The organism is Aliiroseovarius sp. M344, from assembly GCF_025140835.1.
Taxonomy (GTDB): Bacteria; Pseudomonadota; Alphaproteobacteria; order Rhodobacterales; family Rhodobacteraceae; genus Aliiroseovarius.
This window is the reverse complement of the sequence record NZ_CP081153.1, coordinates 1,600,432-1,616,026: the sequence shown is the minus strand read 5'-3', so window position 1 is coordinate 1,616,026 and position 15,595 is coordinate 1,600,432. Positions and strand designations below refer to the sequence as shown.

Annotated in this window: 13 protein-coding genes; 6 read left to right on the top strand and 7 right to left on the bottom strand. The window is 58.9% G+C overall.

Features of this window, described 5'->3' with window-relative positions:
• Positions 1 to 13: 13 nt before the first annotated feature.
• From trkA to dusB, 6 genes are all read right to left on the bottom strand, one after another.
• Positions 14 to 1,390 (bottom strand): Trk system potassium transporter TrkA, encoded by a 1,377-nt coding sequence (gene trkA / locus K3556_RS07865; protein WP_260516256.1) that lies wholly within the window; start codon positions 1,388 to 1,390, stop codon positions 14 to 16.
• A gap of 114 nt (positions 1,391 to 1,504) precedes the next feature.
• Positions 1,505 to 2,938, bottom strand: coding sequence for a sigma-54-dependent transcriptional regulator (locus K3556_RS07860; protein WP_260516255.1), 1,434 nt, complete (start codon positions 2,936 to 2,938; stop codon positions 1,505 to 1,507).
• On the bottom strand, positions 2,935 to 5,148 hold the full coding sequence (locus tag K3556_RS07855) for a sensor histidine kinase NtrY-like (protein ID WP_260519199.1): 2,214 nt from the start codon (positions 5,146 to 5,148) through the stop codon (positions 2,935 to 2,937). Before K3556_RS07855 ends, K3556_RS07860 begins: the two co-directional genes overlap by 4 nt.
• A 140-nt stretch (positions 5,149 to 5,288) precedes the next feature.
• Positions 5,289 to 6,665 (bottom strand): sigma-54 dependent transcriptional regulator, encoded by a 1,377-nt coding sequence (locus tag K3556_RS07850; RefSeq protein ID WP_260516254.1) that lies wholly within the window; start codon positions 6,663 to 6,665, stop codon positions 5,289 to 5,291.
• A gap of 2 nt (positions 6,666 to 6,667) precedes the next feature.
• The gene (locus tag K3556_RS07845) at positions 6,668 to 7,750 is read right to left on the bottom strand and encodes a two-component system sensor histidine kinase NtrB (RefSeq protein WP_260516253.1); all 1,083 of its coding nucleotides are present in this window, start codon (positions 7,748 to 7,750) and stop codon (positions 6,668 to 6,670) included.
• Positions 7,747 to 8,727 (bottom strand): tRNA dihydrouridine synthase DusB, encoded by a 981-nt coding sequence (gene dusB, locus K3556_RS07840; protein ID WP_260516252.1) that lies wholly within the window; start codon positions 8,725 to 8,727, stop codon positions 7,747 to 7,749. Before dusB ends, K3556_RS07845 begins: the two co-directional genes overlap by 4 nt.
• A gap of 166 nt (positions 8,728 to 8,893) precedes the next feature.
• Between dusB and K3556_RS07835 the strand changes: the two genes are divergently transcribed.
• The 4 genes from K3556_RS07835 (at position 8,894) to K3556_RS07820 (ending at position 12,383) form a co-directional block, all read left to right on the top strand.
• Positions 8,894 to 10,039, top strand: a complete 1,146-nt coding sequence (locus K3556_RS07835; RefSeq protein ID WP_260516251.1) for a bifunctional 2-C-methyl-D-erythritol 4-phosphate cytidylyltransferase/2-C-methyl-D-erythritol 2,4-cyclodiphosphate synthase — start codon at positions 8,894 to 8,896, stop codon at positions 10,037 to 10,039.
• A 4-nt stretch (positions 10,040 to 10,043) separates the two neighbouring features.
• Positions 10,044 to 10,544, top strand: a complete 501-nt coding sequence (locus tag K3556_RS07830) for a phosphatidylglycerophosphatase A (RefSeq protein WP_260516250.1) — start codon at positions 10,044 to 10,046, stop codon at positions 10,542 to 10,544.
• 3 nt (positions 10,545 to 10,547) lie between these two features.
• Positions 10,548 to 11,027, top strand: a complete 480-nt coding sequence (locus tag K3556_RS07825) for a CinA family protein (protein ID WP_260519153.1) — start codon at positions 10,548 to 10,550, stop codon at positions 11,025 to 11,027.
• Between the two features lie 174 nt (positions 11,028 to 11,201).
• On the top strand, positions 11,202 to 12,383 hold the full coding sequence (locus K3556_RS07820; RefSeq protein WP_260519152.1) for an ammonium transporter: 1,182 nt from the start codon (positions 11,202 to 11,204) through the stop codon (positions 12,381 to 12,383).
• Between the two features lie 63 nt (positions 12,384 to 12,446).
• Here K3556_RS07820 and K3556_RS07815 read toward each other — a convergent pair whose 3' ends face one another.
• Positions 12,447 to 13,748 (bottom strand): MmgE/PrpD family protein, encoded by a 1,302-nt coding sequence (locus K3556_RS07815; protein WP_260519151.1) that lies wholly within the window; start codon positions 13,746 to 13,748, stop codon positions 12,447 to 12,449.
• Between the two features lie 91 nt (positions 13,749 to 13,839).
• Here K3556_RS07815 and K3556_RS07810 point away from each other — a divergent pair, with 91 nt between their 5' ends.
• Together K3556_RS07810 and K3556_RS07805 are read left to right on the top strand one after the other, a co-directional pair.
• Entirely contained in the window at positions 13,840 to 15,114 is a 1,275-nt protein-coding gene (locus tag K3556_RS07810) for an HlyC/CorC family transporter (protein ID WP_260519150.1), read from the top strand.
• 97 nt (positions 15,115 to 15,211) lie between these two features.
• Entirely contained in the window at positions 15,212 to 15,580 is a 369-nt protein-coding gene (locus K3556_RS07805; protein ID WP_260519149.1) for a hypothetical protein, read from the top strand.
• Positions 15,581 to 15,595 lie beyond the last annotated feature (15 nt).

The following is a 15,595-nucleotide window of genomic DNA, read 5'->3' as shown; positions in this document are numbered from 1 at the left end:
GCGGACGGCGGGATCAGAAGAAGTCGATAGTGACCTGCAGCAGACGTTCAACCTCGGGCACGTCAGCGGCCATCGAGAACAGGGCCACCACGTCACCCTCATCGACCCGCGTTGAGCCTGTTGGCTTAACCACTTCATCGCCTTTCAGGATCGCGCCGATCAGCACGCCTTCGGGAAAATCGATATCTCGCACGGCCTTACCAGCAATCGGTGACGTCGACAAAACCTGCGCTTCGATCACTTCGGCCTCGGCGTCACCCAGCGAATAGACCTCGCGCACCTTGCCGTGGCGAATGTGGCGCAGGATCGAACTGACGGTTTGCGTGCGCGGATTGATATAGGCGTCAATTTTCAAAGGCCCCATCAGGTTGACCAATGTGGGATCGTTGATCAGACAAATAGACATCGCACAACCCGCAGCCTTGGCTCTGACTGACGCCAGCAGGTTGACCTTGTCATCATCCGTCACCGACAGGATCGCGTCAGCGCGCGGCACACCCGCTTCTTTCATCAACTCGATATTCATCCCGTCGCCATGCAAAACAACGGTGCGCTCCAGCGCATCCGCAGCCAGTTCGGCGACGGCGCGATTCAGTTCAACGACTTTTGCGCGCACTCTGTCGGCCCGCTTTTCCAGCTCGCGCGCGACCGCAAGCCCGACATTGCCGCCGCCAAGAATGACAACGCGTTCTTGCCGTTTGACCGATTTTCCGAACACCTCAAGTGTGCGGTTCACATCTTCGGTGCGGGTAAAGACATAGATTTGGTCGCCGCTAAAAAGTTGGTCGTTCGGCTCTGGCGCGAATAACGAGCCGTCACGGCGGATACCAACAACAACGGCGCTGAGCGTCGAAAACAGATCTGTCAGTTGCCGCAGGGGGGTGTTCACCACAGGGCAGTCGTCGGCAATCTGGATCCCCAGAAGTTGCACGCGGCTATCCATGAAGCTTTCGATATCAAACGCAGATGGCGCTTGCAGCCGTTTCAGAACCGCTTGGGCGACTTCGCGTTCAGGGCTGATCACCACATCAATCGGCAAGTGATCACGCCGATACAGATCGGCATAGATGGCATCCAGATAACTTTGCGCCCGCAGCCGGGCAATTTTACGCGGAATGGCAAACACAGAATGCGCCACCTGACAGGTGACCATGTTCACCTCGTCTGAATGGGTGGCTGCGATGATCATGTCCGCGTCGCGCGCGCCTGCGCGCTCCAAAACGTCAGGATAGGACGCATGCCCCGAGACCCCTTGAACATCAAGCGTATCCGTCGCCCGCGCCACAAGCTCGGCGTTGTTGTCCACCACGGTCACGTCATTTCTTTCGCCGGAAAGATGACGTGCGATTTGCCAGCCAACCTGGCCGGCACCGCATATGATGACCTTCATCCGGTTCTCCCTGATGTCACGTCAAAATCCTTGGCAGATGGTCTGCGCGGGGTCAATGCCTGAGCGTCACGACCATCGCCGCTGTATTGCTGACCGAGGTCAGGATGCGTCGGTTTAAGCCTCCGCTTCGGCCTCCGCATCCTCGTCGTCACCCGCGACATAGGCCACGCGTGCCCCAGCTTTCGACCCGGTGACGACACCAAGGGACTTTAGCTTCCGGTGCAAAGCCGAACGTTCCATGCCGACGAAATTCGCCGTGCGGGAAATGTTGCCGCCAAACCGGTTGATCTGCGTCAGAAGATATTCCCTTTCAAACGCCTCACGCGCTTCGCGCAATGGCATCATCGCCAGCGCGCCTGACACGATCACGCCCTGTTCGCCACCGTCATCTCGGCCGCTTTCCTGACCGGGAAGATCCGTCGCCTGTATCGGTCCAGTCCCCTCGCCCAGAATGAGCACCCGTTCGATCATGTTCTTCAACTGGCGCACATTGCCCGGCCATTGCATGGTCTGAAGCATCGCCTCTGCATCCTCCGCAAGATCACGCAAGGGAAGGCCCTGATCGCGATTGAACAGCTCAAGGAAATAGCGTGACAGTTCGGGTATGTCTTCGCGTCGTTCGCCCAACGGGGGCACAGCAATCGGCACGACATTCAGCCGATGATACAGTTCTTCACGGAACCGGCCCGCATCGATCTCTGCCTGTAAATCGCGGTTCGTTGACGAGATAACACGCAAATCGACCGAAACTTTGTCATTACCACCGACCCGTTGGAACCGTTGATCAACGAGGACACGCAGGATCTTGGATTGCGTGCCAAGGGGCATTTCCGCCACTTCATCGAAATACAGCACGCCACCATTGGCCTCTTCCAGAAGGCCCGGCTCGACACCGCGCTCCACGCTTTCGCGACCAAAAAGAACCTCTTCCATCCGATCCGCATCGATCGAGGCAGAGTTCACAACCACAAACGGCGCCGATGCCCGGTCGGAATTCGCATGCACATAGCGCGCGGCCATTTCCTTGCCGGCACCGGCAGCACCTGTCAAAAGCACCCGCCCGTTAGACTTCGTGACCTTATCTAGGTTTGATTTCAATGATTTGAATGACGCACTTGATCCAATCATTTCGGTTGGATGCGTGTCGCGACGCTTCAACTCGGTGTTCTCTCGGCGCAAACGGCTTGTTTCCATCGCGCGCCCGATCACCACCATAAGCTGGTCGATGTTGAAGGGCTTTTCGATGAAATCATAGGCCCCTTGCTTGATCGCAGCCACCGCAATTTCGATATTGCCATGGCCCGAAATGATCACAACCGGCACCTCAGGATGCTCGCGTTTGACCATCTTCAGGATGTCGATCCCGTCCATAGCTGAATCTTTTAGCCAAATGTCCAAGATCATCAGCGAAGGCAATTCTGCCTTCACCTCGGCCACCGCCTCGTCTGAGGTTCCCGCAAGCCGTGTTGAAAAGCCTTCGTCTTTCAAAATATCCGAAATTAGCTCGCGGATATCTCGTTCATCATCGACAATCAGAATATCGCTCATATTGCCCCCAATCTTGACTGCTCAATCTGCCCATCGTCCGAGGGCAGAAAAATACGTGCCATAGCGCCGACATGGGCGCTCTCTTCGTTAAAGGCGGGCGCATCCTCAAGGGTCAAACGCCCGCCATGCTCTTCGATAATTTTCTTAACAATCGGCAACCCAAGCCCCGTGCCCTTTTCACGAGTTGTCACATAAGGCTCGAACAGCCGCGCGCGATCTTCAGGCAGACCTATGCCGTTATCCGCGATGGTGATTTCGACCCCGCCTGCGACAGATTGCATGCTCACCCGTATTTCAGGCGAATGCCCGACAGGAGCGCCCTTTTCGTGCAAAGTTTCAATGGCTTCACCCGCGTTCTTTATCAAGTTGGTCAGGGCCTGGCCGATCATGGTCGAGTCAATCTCGACATCAATCGGGCCATCCAGCAAACTCGCTTCGATCGTTACACCCTCTTGCCCCGCCTGTTGCAACACGACGGCATCACGCACCAGCTTAACAATGTCGGTGGCGCGGCGTTCCGGCTCGGGCATCCGGGCAAATTTAGAGAATTCGTCGACGATGCGGCGCAAATCGTTGGTCTGGCGCACGATCACGTCAGTATATTGCTCCAATGCTTCAACATCGATGCCTTCGACCTTGCTGAACTTGCGTTTGATACGTTCAGCAGACAGTTGGATTGGCGTCAGCGGGTTCTTGATTTCATGCGCGATGCGGCGCGCCACATCGCCCCAAGCCGCCATGCGCTGGGCGGACACAAGGTCCGTTACATCATCAAAGGCAACCACATAGCCTTCTAAACCGCCATCATCAGAGCGGCGCGTTGCGATGCGCACCAGCAGGTTTTCCTGTTTGCCACCGCGCGTCAGACGCAGCTCGGTCTGGGCGGTTTCACGACCGCCTTTCGCGACCTCATCCAAAAGCGGTTGGAACTCGGGAACCACAAGCGACAGCTCATGCTCTTGCCCGGTTTCGTCGCTGACATCCAAAACGTCTTCGGCGGCGCGATTGACAAACGTCACCTGCCCGTCAGCATTCAAGCCGATCACGCCCCCGGTCACAGACCCCAAGACGCTGTCAAACAGCCGGCGTCGGCGTTCAATCTGTTCGGTGTTTTCCAAAAGCCGTTCGCGCTGGCCTTTGAGTTGCGTCGTCATCTGGTTGAAATAACGCCCCAACATTGCGATCTCGTCGTCGCCCTCTTCTTCGATAACGTGCACGTCCAGATCACCTGCGCCCACACGTTGTGCGGCCCCTGCCAAACGCCCGACAGGGCGCGCCAAACGTTCGGCGAACGACATGCCCATCCAAATGGCAGCCAATATCAGGATCACAGCAAAGCCCAGATAAATCAGGCCAAACTGGAACAAACGCTGGCCACGTTGTGATTCAAGCTGGTTGTAAACGCGCGCGGCTTCCTGTGTTTCATCAACAAGGTCAAGGATGTCACCGTTCACGTCGCGGGTGAGCTGGATCAGGTGATCCGAGAAATTGTCGAGCTTGATCAGCACGCGAAATTCGTTGTTCTGCCAATCCTCGATCACCACGGTTTCGCCCGCCAGCGCGCGATCGAGGGCGTCTTGGCTGGGTTGTTCATAATCAAACAGGTACGAGCCACCGCCACGTACCCGAATGACCCCATGGGAATCAATCGCATAGGCTTCGCGCAGGCCGCGCTGGATGCGCGCCTGTCCCTGTGTCAGCAAAGATCCAAGCTCGGCATCTGTGAACAGAAGTTGCGACCGGCGCTCGCGCTCCAAAAACAGCGCGATGGCTTCGCCGTCCTGCACCAACCCATCGCGGCTTTCCTGTTTATAGGCCTGTGCAGCAGACAGGGAGTTGCCAACAACTGTGCGGACCCGATCTGAAAACCAGCCCTCAAGCCCCATATTCAGCGTCAGCATCGCAAAAATGGCTACAAGTATCGTGGGGCTCAGCGCGATCACCGCAAACACCACGGTCAAGCGCAGGTGCAAGCGCGACCCTGCGCTTTCCTGTCGGCGCGCAACGATCATGCGGCTGACACCGGCCAAAACCAGCCCGGCAACCATGATGACATAGATGGCATCCGCCAGAAGGATCAGACGCAGGGTGTTGCTATCAGCGCGTTGGGCAAAGGGACCGAGCGTTAGGAAGGTGACAATCGCCAGCACAGGTCCCAAAACGACCATGCCAAACGCGCCAAGCGATCTGAACCGGCGCCACCGGCGCATGGACAGATACTGGTCCAGCCTCGACTTCCGCACCGCGCGTCGCGCCACTGTGCTTGCCCCTACTACTCATGGCCGCGTTGCCGCGGCGACCGCCTGTGTGGCCCGGGTCTTGTGCCCAATTGCCACGCTCTGTTGCCCTTTTACATCAATTTGCGGCGGCGTGTCACCTCGATTTCGAGCTCGGTGATCTTTTTACGCAAGGTATTGCGGTTGATTCCCAATAAATCGGCACATTTAGCTTGATTGCCGCCCGTCGCATCCAACGCAATTTCGATCAAAGGAAGCTCCACTTCGCGCAAAATGCGCTGATAAAGCCCTGCAGGCGGCAAGGTTCCGCCATGCAAATCAAAGAACCTTTGCAGGTGTCGTCCAACCGAATCTGACAAGCGTTCATCGGTGATATCCGATGCCACGAACGAGGTTGAGACCGGACCGCCAAGTGCCATTTCCACCTCGGCATTGGAAATTTCTTCCTCGGCGCTGGTGACCATCAGGCGGTTTACCAGGTTCTCAAGTTCGCGCACATTGCCCGGCCATGGAAAAGCCCGCAACGTCTGGGCCGCCTCGCTCGAGAAATGGCGGTCTGACAGACCATCACGCGCACCGCGGGCAAGGAAATGTTCGGACAACGCCGGAATATCCTCAAGCCGTTCGCGAAGGCTGGGCACCGGGATCACGACGCCAGCAAGGCGGTAATAGAGGTCTTCGCGGAAATCTCCCTGCGCCGCCGCCTTCGCCAGATCACCCTGCGATATGGCCAGAACACGTGGGCCACCCTGCCCCAAACTGTCCAACAACCGCGACAGCCGGGCTTGGGCATCTGCATCCAGATCGCCGACCCCATCGAACAAAATAGTGCCGCCGCGCGCCCTGCGCACCACTTCGCTGGCCCCATCGGATGGTGCCAGGTCATCCGGCGTCGCAATGGTAAAAGGCGCGTCGCGCCGGTCCGAGAAATCATGCAGGGCCTGCGCAATCAACGATTTGCCCGTACCGCTTTCGCCAGTGATCAACACCGGCAGGTCGACATTCAAAACCCGTGCCACCAGCCGATAAAGCTCTTGCATTGCGGGGGTTCGCCCGACCAAAGGTAGATCTGTTGCGGTATTGGGGATTTGCGCCGCACGGTTTTCGGCATCCGGCACGCGGACCCGTTTGCGTTCCAGCGCTTGCGCGGTGCGCTTCATCAAGTCAGGTAAATCAAACGGTTTGGGCAGGTAATCGAACGCCTCGGCCTCGGCGGCTTGAATGGCGGTCATGATGGTGTTTTGCGCCGAAATAACGATCACCGGCAGGTTTGGCCGAAGTTTTGCAATCCGCGGCAACGCCTCAAGCCCGTTTCCATCGGGCATTACAACGTCCGAGATCACGGCATCTCCGCGCCCATCTTCCACCCAACGCATCAGGGTCACCATCGACCCCGTGGCATGTACCCGGCACCCGGCCCGGGTCAGCGCCTGTGTCAGCACAGTCCGGATCGTGCGATCGTCATCAGCAACAAGAACAGTTCCATCCATGGTCAGTTTCCTTTGCGATTGGGCACCGGGGCGACCGGCAGAGAAATGCGAAACACGGTGCGCCCGGGGCGGCTGTCGACGGATATCAATGCTCCGTGGTCGGTGAGAATTTTGGACACCAGCGCCAGACCAAGGCCGGTGCCGTTCTCGCGGCCAGAAACGAAGGGATCAAACACGTGGTCCGCAATGTCCGCAGGCAAGCCGGGGCCGTTGTCGATGACCTCGACCTGCAACGGCAAGCTGGCCTGACCGCCGTCGGGCAAGTGCAGCCGCAGCCCGGCCTCGTAAAACGTTCTGATCTCGATTTTCCCTTGGCCAGCAAAGGCTTGCGCGGCATTCTTAAGAAGATTTAGAAAAACCTGTTGGATCTGATCACCGTCCACCCAGACCTCTGGCAACGACGGATCATAGGCTTCGGAAATCACCATACCCGGTGCAAAACCAATTTGTGCCGTAGCGCGGGCGCGATCAAGAATATCGTGGATATTGACCGGCGCGCAGGCCGGGGGGCGCAGGTCACCAAATTGTTCAACCTGTTCAAGCAGGGCTACCACCCGACGGCTTTCGGCCACGATCAGGTCCGTCATTTCCTGATCCTCGGGCGACAGCGACATCGACAGAAGCTGCGCGGCCCCCGTGATCCCTGCCAATGGGTTCTTGATCTCATGGGCCAGCATCTCGGCCATACCGATCGCCTGACGCGCCGCGACCTGTGATCCCTGCACCCAACCCAGATGTTCTGCCCCATTGCGTGGTTGTAGTAGGATCAGAACATGCCCTTGATCGCCGTTCACCGTGACCAAAGGGGCAATCTGCAGGTTAACCTCGCGCGTTTCACCGCCTGCCAGGGTTAGTTTCGCGCCATCGACATAGAGCGGGCCTTGCGTGGTCTGCACCCGGAGCAACGCGTCATCAATGTCGATCGACAACGCAAATTTCGCTTTCAATCCTTGTCCTATCAGACTGCGCTCTGATGTATTCAGAAAGGACTCTCCAGCGCCGTTCAACCGCGCAACACAGCCTTTGCCATCCAGTTCCAAGGCCGGGACCGGTAAGGCGGACCATAAATTGGAGTCGCCGGTCATGCCGCCCTCCGTTCTGCCAAAATGGCGTCGGGCAGCATGGCGTGCACCTCAGCAGTGTCGCGGCTGGACAGGATGCGGCGGCGCAGATCGGCGTCTGTGCCGACCAGGTCCATATACCAGCCCAAGTGCTTGCGAATAACGCGTGCGCCCAATTCTGGGCCGTAGAACTCAAGGCTGGCGCGATAATGGTCTTGCACCATACCTGCCAAAGCCGCGCCGTGTGGGATGGCAGGTGCAGGCGTGCCCCAAATCTCATGCGCCACCTGCGCCAACAGCCAAGGTTGCCCGCCACTGCCGCGCCCAATCATCACCCCGTCCGCGCCGCTGTCTGCCATGGCTTGGCGGGCGGTTGCGGTGTCGACGATATCGCCATTGGCAATGACGGGGATTGAAACGGCATCTTTCACAGTGCGGATCGCGGCCCAGTTGGCGCACCCCTTATAAAACTGACACCGTGTGCGACCGTGAACGGTGATCATCTGGATGCCCGCAGCCTCGGCCATCTGCGCCAGCGTGGCTGCATTCAGGCTGTCATCATCCCAGCCCAGACGGGTTTTCAGCGTCACCGGGATGGACACAGCGCTGACAATCGCCTCGATCAGTCGCGAGGCGTGATCCAGATCGCGCATCAGGGCCGATCCAGACATCCCCCCCACAACCTTACGGGCGGGACATCCCATATTTATGTCGATGATCCTGGCGCCGTTCTGTTCGACCATCCGCGCCGCCTCGCCTGCCCAATAGACATCGCGGGCCGCCAATTGCACGGCGGTGTTGGCATGACCAAACCCAAGCTCAGCGCGTTCGCGCACCCCCGGCTTGGCCTGCACCATTTCCTGACTGGCGACCATTTCCGACACGACAAGCCCCGCACCGAAACTGCTGACAAGATTGCGAAACGGAAGGTCCGTGATCCCGGCCATCGGGGCCAGAAGCACAGGTGGGTCGAGGGTGATATCTTTGACGCGGACTGACATGCCTAATCCTTGTGCAACACGTCTAAACCTGCGTGCCACCCTGCGAAATATCAACTTTCCGCCCATTAAGCGAGGTCTGGATTCACATTTTGCCTATTTTTTGTGCGGTATTTCGCCCTCAATCGTCCCCATTGTCCTTCATTTCGGCACGGCCTAAACATGAGCCATGGAAATCGCAGCCATCATTGTCGCCGCCGGTCGCGGCACGCGCGCAGGGGCAGGCCTGCCCAAACAGTGGCGCGAGGTCGCTGGCGCGTCAGTCGCCCAGCACACTGTGGCGGCCCTTCAGGGCCATCCGCGCATCACTCAGTGTCTGTTGGTGATACATCCCGATGACCACGCGCAGGCCGCAGAGATCGCGGGGGTCGAGCTTGTCCATGGTGGGGCAACGCGTGATGCCAGTGTGCGCGCCGGGCTGGAGGCACTGGCCGCCCGCGCACCCGAGTATGTGCTGATCCATGACGTCGCCCGCCCTTTGGTCAGCCACGATGTCATCGACAACGTGATTGATGCATTGGCGACCTCGTCCGGTGCCGCGCCCGCCCTGCCCGTCACTGACGCCCTATGGCATGGCGCGGACGGGCAAGTGACCGGCACCCAGTCGCGCGCCGGGCTTTATCGCGCGCAGACCCCGCAAGGTTTTCACTTCGACCCGATCCTTGCCGCCCATCGAGGGCTTCAAGGCAGTGCCGCCGACGACGTTGAAGTGGCTCGCATGGCAGGGCTGGACGTCGCCATCACGTTAGGCGATGAGACCAATATGAAGATCACCGGGCCGGACGATTTCGCCCGCGCCGAAAGGTTGATCCGTGACAGAGCGAAGGAACAGGCGATGGATATTCGTATGGGCAACGGGTTTGACGTGCATGCGTTTGAGGATGGCGACCACGTCATCCTATGCGGCGTGCGCATCCCGCATAGCCGCAAGCTCAAGGGCCATTCGGATGCCGATGTCGGGATGCACGCCTTGACCGATGCGATCTATGGCGCGCTGGCCGAAGGGGATATCGGACAACATTTTCCGCCCTCGGACCCACAATGGAAGGGCGCGGCCAGCGACATCTTCCTGCGCCATGCGGTGGCCTTGGCTGGCAAGCGGGGCTTCCGGTTGGCCAATGTGGACGTCACGTTGGTGTGCGAATACCCGAAAATCGGACCGCACGCATTGGCAATGCGAGAAGCGCTGGCGGAAATTATGGGGTTGGATCTGGACCGTGTGTCGGTGAAAGCCACGACGTCCGAGCGACTTGGTTTTACCGGGCGATCCGAAGGCATAGCGTCGCTGGCCTCGGCCACTTTGATCAGGGACTGACCTTATGCAAAAATCGACTGCCAAGCTGATTGCGACCTTCTTCTATGCCGGGCTGCTGAAACCCGCGCCCGGCACTTGGGGCACGCTGGCGGCGCTGCCCGTGGCTTGGGTGCTGCATACGATCGGTGGCCCGATTGCCCTGACCGGCGCGACCATTATTGCCTATTATGTTGGTCTGAAAGCGACCGAAGCCTATACCGCAGGATCGGACAACCACGACCCCGGCGAAGTGGTAATCGACGAGGTGGTGGGCATGTGGATCACGCTGTTTCCCGTGTCGTTTGGCGCAAAGATGATGGGCGCGGATTTTCTGGCGCTCTATCCCGGTTGGGTCATCGGGTTTTTGGCGTTTCGCTTCTTTGACATCACCAAGTTTGGCCCCATAGGCAAAGCTGACCGTCGCGGAGACGCCGCGGGCGTTATGCTGGATGATGTCTTTGCGGGTGTGGCCGCCGCGGTGACCGTCATCATCGCTGCCTATGCCGCCCACGCGGTTTTGATGTAGCCCATGAACGCGCCTGACCTTATTGACCTGTGCCGCACCAAAGGCTTGAAAATAGCCACCGCCGAAAGCTGTACAGGTGGCATGGTTGGCGCGTGGCTGACCGACGTGCCGGGCAGTTCTGATGTTTTTGACCGGGGTTTCATCACCTACTCCAACGCAGCCAAACGCGACATGTTGGGCATTATCCAAGCCACACTGGACGAATTCGGAGCCGTCTCTGAACAGATTGCGCACGAAATGGCCGTTGGTGCCCTGGCTAGGTCGCAGGCAGATCTTGCCGTGTCGATCACCGGTATCGCAGGCCCCGGCGGGTCCGAACACAAACCCGAAGGGCGCGTTTGCTCTGGACTGGCAACGCGCGAGGGGTGCCAAACCGAAACCATTGAATTCGGCGCAATGGGCCGCGCAAAGGTGCGCTATGCCGCTGCCGATCACGCTTTGACGCTTTTATCGCAGGCTGCCTTGGCTTTAGGCGCACGCTGAATTTCGGTTTTCCGGGCGCTGGATTCCTAGCCATGCGCCAGTTATTTAGCCCAATTTATGGGCGCTTTGTGTTTTCCCACCGCTTTTGCCCATAAATCACGCAAAGGCTATCCCGTCCCCATCCTTGCTGCGCCACAAAACACGGCAACACCAAACTCACCCTAGGAGGGGAATATGAACGGGGCAGATACTGCTTGGATCATCGTGGCCACCGCGCTCGTGCTTTTCATGTCATTGCCGGGATTGGCATTGTTTTACGGCGGGCTTGTCCGGGCCAGAAACGTCCTGAGCGTTTTCATGCATGTCTATGCCATCGCCTGTCTGATGAGCGTTTTGTGGCTGGCCTTCGGCTATACCATCGCGTTCGGGGACGCGACGCATGGTTGGTTTGGCAGCTTGGACAAGGCTTTCCTGTCGGGGGTGACCGCTGATAGCCTGTCGGGCACCCTGCCCGAGGTTCTGTTCTTTGCGTTCCAAATGACCTTCGCGATCATCACACCAGCGCTGATCGTTGGCGCTTATGTGGAACGGGTCGGGTTTGGCTTTGTGATGACCTTCTCGGGCTTGTGGATGCTTTTGTGTTACGCGCCCGTTGTCCACTGGATCTGGGGCGGCGGCGCAATGGCCGATGGCGGTATTTTTGGCGAGACCGGCACACGCGATTTTGCAGGCGGTATTGTGGTTCATGAAACCGCAGCGATTGCCGCGCTGATCGTCGCGGTTTTCCTTGGCCCGCGCAGACACCGCACAACACCGCCGCACGCCCCCTGGATGGTGTTCATGGGCGCGGGCATGCTTTGGGTCGGCTGGTTTGGCTTTAACGGCGGTTCGCAACTGGCTGCAGATGGTGGGGCCGCAATGGCGATCACGGTCACGCATATCTCGGCGGCAACAGCGTCCCTGTCATGGGCTGTGTGGGAGCGGATCAAATATGGCAAGGCCAGCCTTGTCGGCATTGTGACCGGAACCATTGCGGGGCTGGCGTCGATCACCCCGGCGTCGGGTTTCGTTGGTCCCATCGCCGCCCTGTTTATCGGCGCTGTCGCCGGCATTCTGTGTCAGGAAGCGGTGAACATCGTGCGCAACAAGTTGCAGATCGACGATACGCTGGACGTGTTCGCCGTGCATGGTGTCGGCGGGATCTTCGGCACCCTTATGATCGCGGTCCTGGGTCAGGGCAGCTGGATTGCCCAGATTGGTGCGCTTGTGATCGTCGGTCTGTTCACAGCCCTCGTCACCGTGGTTTTGATCAAGCTGGTCGCGCTGGTGATGCCACTGCGCGTGGATGCCGAAATGGAAACCAACGGGCTGGATCTGTCAGCACATGGCGAACGCGCCTATGATATGACCTCGTAACACAGCCTCAGGTAAGGACATCGAAAAGGCGGGCGGAAATGCTCGCCTTTTGCCTTTTTCAGATCAAGAAGTTCGCAGAAGTGTGCACAAGGCGGGCAAGTCGGGCAATGAGCCGACAGCCTCGATCAACTGGTCTGCTCGCTCCCCCAAAAGCGCGCGCGACTTGGCCTCTAGCTTCAGGCGGCGATCCGCAAGTCGTACCGGTGCCTTCAGATTATGGTCGCGGCTCAACACGGCACCGTTGTTTTTCGTGACCTCCACCCGGGCGGCGGTCTCGGAAATGTTGTCGTCAGCCACCACATGCACCCGCGACGCCAGTGCGACCAGCGCAGGATCGCGCGCGACCTGATCCGAAAAACTCTCCAACGCGGCCGTGTCTACGTCTGAGAGGATCATTGCGGCACAATGCGCATAGGAAAATTTGACTTCCAGCCCGGTTGAGGGATGTGGAATGTTGCATACACTCATCCAGCGAGGATGGGTCCAAAGTTGAATTTCGGCCACATCCCCTGCCGCGCAGTCAATCTTCGACAAGGCTTCAAGCATCGCGTGGATACCGTGGCAGCAGGCATGAAACTTGTGACTTATTGTCAGGCTGTCCCATTGGCGACCCAAACCGTCAAACGCAGTCATATCACCCTCACCTGCATGGGTGCGTCCAAAGCCTTGTGGTCCTTCGATCCCTTCACGGGCCGAGGTGAACCCGGCCTTGGCGGCGCGTGCGACCTCGACGCCAGTTTCGGTGGCCAGACCGGCATGATAGGGCTTGCCCATCGTACCGAACTGGCTTTTCAGCCCCGACGCGCGGGTTGCGCACAACCCCAATGCATGGGCCATCTGATGCGAGCTTAGCGCCAACAATCGCCCGGCGGCCAAAGTTGCGCCAAACGCCCCGGCGGTCGCAGTTTGATGAAACCCCGTCTGGTAGTGGTTTCGCCCCAGCCAACGCCCCAACCGGATCGACCCTTCGACCCCCACCAAAGCGGCGTCCAGCAATTCCGATCCCGGCGCTCGGATCCACTCGGAAACGGCCAGGGCAGCCGGCACCACAGCAACTGAGGGGTGCCCGATATGGGCGAAATGCGTGTCGTCATAGTCCAGCGCATGCGACGCCACGCCATTGACCATAGCCGCCGCGCGCACCGGCAGCTTACGTGATCGCCCAACAATGCTGGCCTGCCCATCGCCGCCGTCGTCCACGGCCATTTCGCGGACAATACGCGCGACTGGCTCATTCCGACCGGCAATCGCCACTGTGGCCCAGTCAAGCAAGGACATCGCCATCATCTCGCGTGCGTCATGTGCCTGATCGCCCATCACCGGAGCGACACCAAACCGCACCAGTTTGTCCATCACATGACCCATCTGCGTCCTCCCTTTGTTGGCAGTCCCTTGAAAGCATACGCGTTGACCTACATAACACTAACTGAAAAAGCGAAAGGCAATCGGGAACATCATGGACACAGGCTTTTGGATCAGCTGCGCAGCTATTGCGGCGCTACTTGTGCTGTCCGCCTTCTTTTCGGGATCAGAAACAGCTTTGACGGCGGCGTCTCGCGGCAAATTGCGATCCCGCGCAGACCGCGGCGACCGGGGGTCCGAGCGCGCCCTGAACATCACCGAGGACAACGAACGTCTGATCGGCTCGGTTCTATTGGGCAACAACCTCGTGAACATCCTTGCGACCTCGCTTGCGACGGCGCTGTTTACCCGCTTGTTTGGCGACAGCGGCGTGGCGATGGCCACACTGGTGATGACCTTGTTGGTGCTGATTTTCGCTGAGGTGCTGCCGAAGACATATGCCATTACAATGCCGGAAGATGCCGCTGCGAAGGCGTCTGCCCCGATATCCATCGTGATCTTGATATTCTCGCCGATCGTGTCGGCCGTGCGCGTCATCACGCGCGGGTTGCTCAGCCTGTTTGGCGTAAAGACCGACCCCGACAGCCACATTCTGGCCGTCCGCGAAGAGATCATGGGCGCGATCGCGCTGGGCCATTCAGAGGGGGCCGTTGAAAAAGAGGATCGCGACCGCCTGCTGGGCGCGCTTGATCTTGGCGACCGCGCCGTTGAGGAAATCATGCTCCACCGCAGTCAGATCGAGATGATCGACGCCTCGGCCCCGGCAATCGGGGTGCTGGAACAAATCCTTGCCTCGCGCCACACCCGCCTGCCCGTCTTCCGGGATGAACCTGAAAACATCATCGGCGTTATTCATGCCAAGGATCTGAGCCGCGCGATGTATATGGCGCAATCCGAAGGCAAACCGATCGAAGAGTTTGATGTTCTGCAAGTGGCGATGAAGCCGTATTTCATCCCTGAAACCACCACGCTGGATGACCAGATGCGGCAGTTTTTGCGGCGTCACACCCATTTTGCGCTTGTAGTGGATGAGTACGGGTCGCTGGAAGGTCTGATCACGCTCGAGGACATTCTGGAAGAAATCGTGGGCGAAATCACTGACGAGTTTGACGTTCAAGCAGAGCCCGAGATCAAGCGACACGCCGACGGCAGCTACGTTGCCGAGGGGGCCATGACAATCCGCGACATCAACCGCGCCAACGACTGGAACCTGCCAGATGACGAGGCCAACACCATCGCTGGTCTGGTGATCCACGAAGCTCAGATGATCCCCAATGAAGGGCAAGTCTTTTCCTTCCATGGGTTCCGGTTCGAAGTGTTGAAGCGCGATGGCAACAGGGTGGCCGCGCTGAAGATCCGTCCCCTGTAGTGCGCGAAATGCGCGGGTATGTCGCTGGGTTTGGGGCTTGTGCTTAATCGCCAGATGACGGCTAGCTGAAAAAACCCAACCGGTATCGGAGATTTTCATGACACATCGCCCGTATTCGCGCTTTACACTGACAGCCGCGATCTGCGCCCTCGCCGCAACCGCACCGGCCGCGATGGCCGATGGTGACACGCAGGACCCGCTTTTTCAGGCGCTGGCCGGAAAGTCTTTCGTTGGTAAAACCGGGCTGGCGATCAAACTGGAAGAAGATGGCACCATCACCGGTGGCAGTGACGCGATGCAATTTGGCGGCACGTGGTCGGTCGAAGGTGGACAGTATTGCCGCACCCTGACCGAACCAACGCCCGAACCCATGCGGTCAAGCGGCTGTCTGGATGTCCAGATCGACGGCGATCAGGCGACCCTGACCAGCGAAGACGGCACCGAGCGCACCTATACGCTGCGCTAAATGTGGTGCCCGACA

What these genes read in the sequence shown, in the direction of transcription:
- K3556_RS07845 (WP_260516253.1), bottom strand. Translation starts at nt 7,750, where the DNA reads ATGACCGGCGACTCCAATTTATGGTCCGCCTTACCGGTCCCGGCCTTG.
- K3556_RS07860 (WP_260516255.1), bottom strand. Translation starts at nt 2,938, where the DNA reads ATGAGCGATATTCTGATTGTCGATGATGAACGAGATATCCGCGAGCTA.
- K3556_RS07825 (WP_260519153.1), top strand. Translation starts at nt 10,548, where the DNA reads ATGAACGCGCCTGACCTTATTGACCTGTGCCGCACCAAAGGCTTGAAA.
- K3556_RS07835 (WP_260516251.1), top strand. Translation starts at nt 8,894, where the DNA reads ATGGAAATCGCAGCCATCATTGTCGCCGCCGGTCGCGGCACGCGCGCA.
- K3556_RS07820 (WP_260519152.1), top strand. Translation starts at nt 11,202, where the DNA reads ATGAACGGGGCAGATACTGCTTGGATCATCGTGGCCACCGCGCTCGTG.
- K3556_RS07830 (WP_260516250.1), top strand. Translation starts at nt 10,044, where the DNA reads ATGCAAAAATCGACTGCCAAGCTGATTGCGACCTTCTTCTATGCCGGG.
- K3556_RS07810 (WP_260519150.1), top strand. Translation starts at nt 13,840, where the DNA reads ATGGACACAGGCTTTTGGATCAGCTGCGCAGCTATTGCGGCGCTACTT.
- K3556_RS07805 (WP_260519149.1), top strand. Translation starts at nt 15,212, where the DNA reads ATGACACATCGCCCGTATTCGCGCTTTACACTGACAGCCGCGATCTGC.
- dusB (WP_260516252.1), bottom strand. Translation starts at nt 8,727, where the DNA reads ATGTCAGTCCGCGTCAAAGATATCACCCTCGACCCACCTGTGCTTCTG.
- trkA (WP_260516256.1), bottom strand. Translation starts at nt 1,390, where the DNA reads ATGAAGGTCATCATATGCGGTGCCGGCCAGGTTGGCTGGCAAATCGCA.
- K3556_RS07815 (WP_260519151.1), bottom strand. Translation starts at nt 13,748, where the DNA reads ATGGGTCATGTGATGGACAAACTGGTGCGGTTTGGTGTCGCTCCGGTG.
- K3556_RS07850 (WP_260516254.1), bottom strand. Translation starts at nt 6,665, where the DNA reads ATGGATGGAACTGTTCTTGTTGCTGATGACGATCGCACGATCCGGACT.
- K3556_RS07855 (WP_260519199.1), bottom strand. Translation starts at nt 5,148, where the DNA reads ATGCGCCGGTGGCGCCGGTTCAGATCGCTTGGCGCGTTTGGCATGGTC.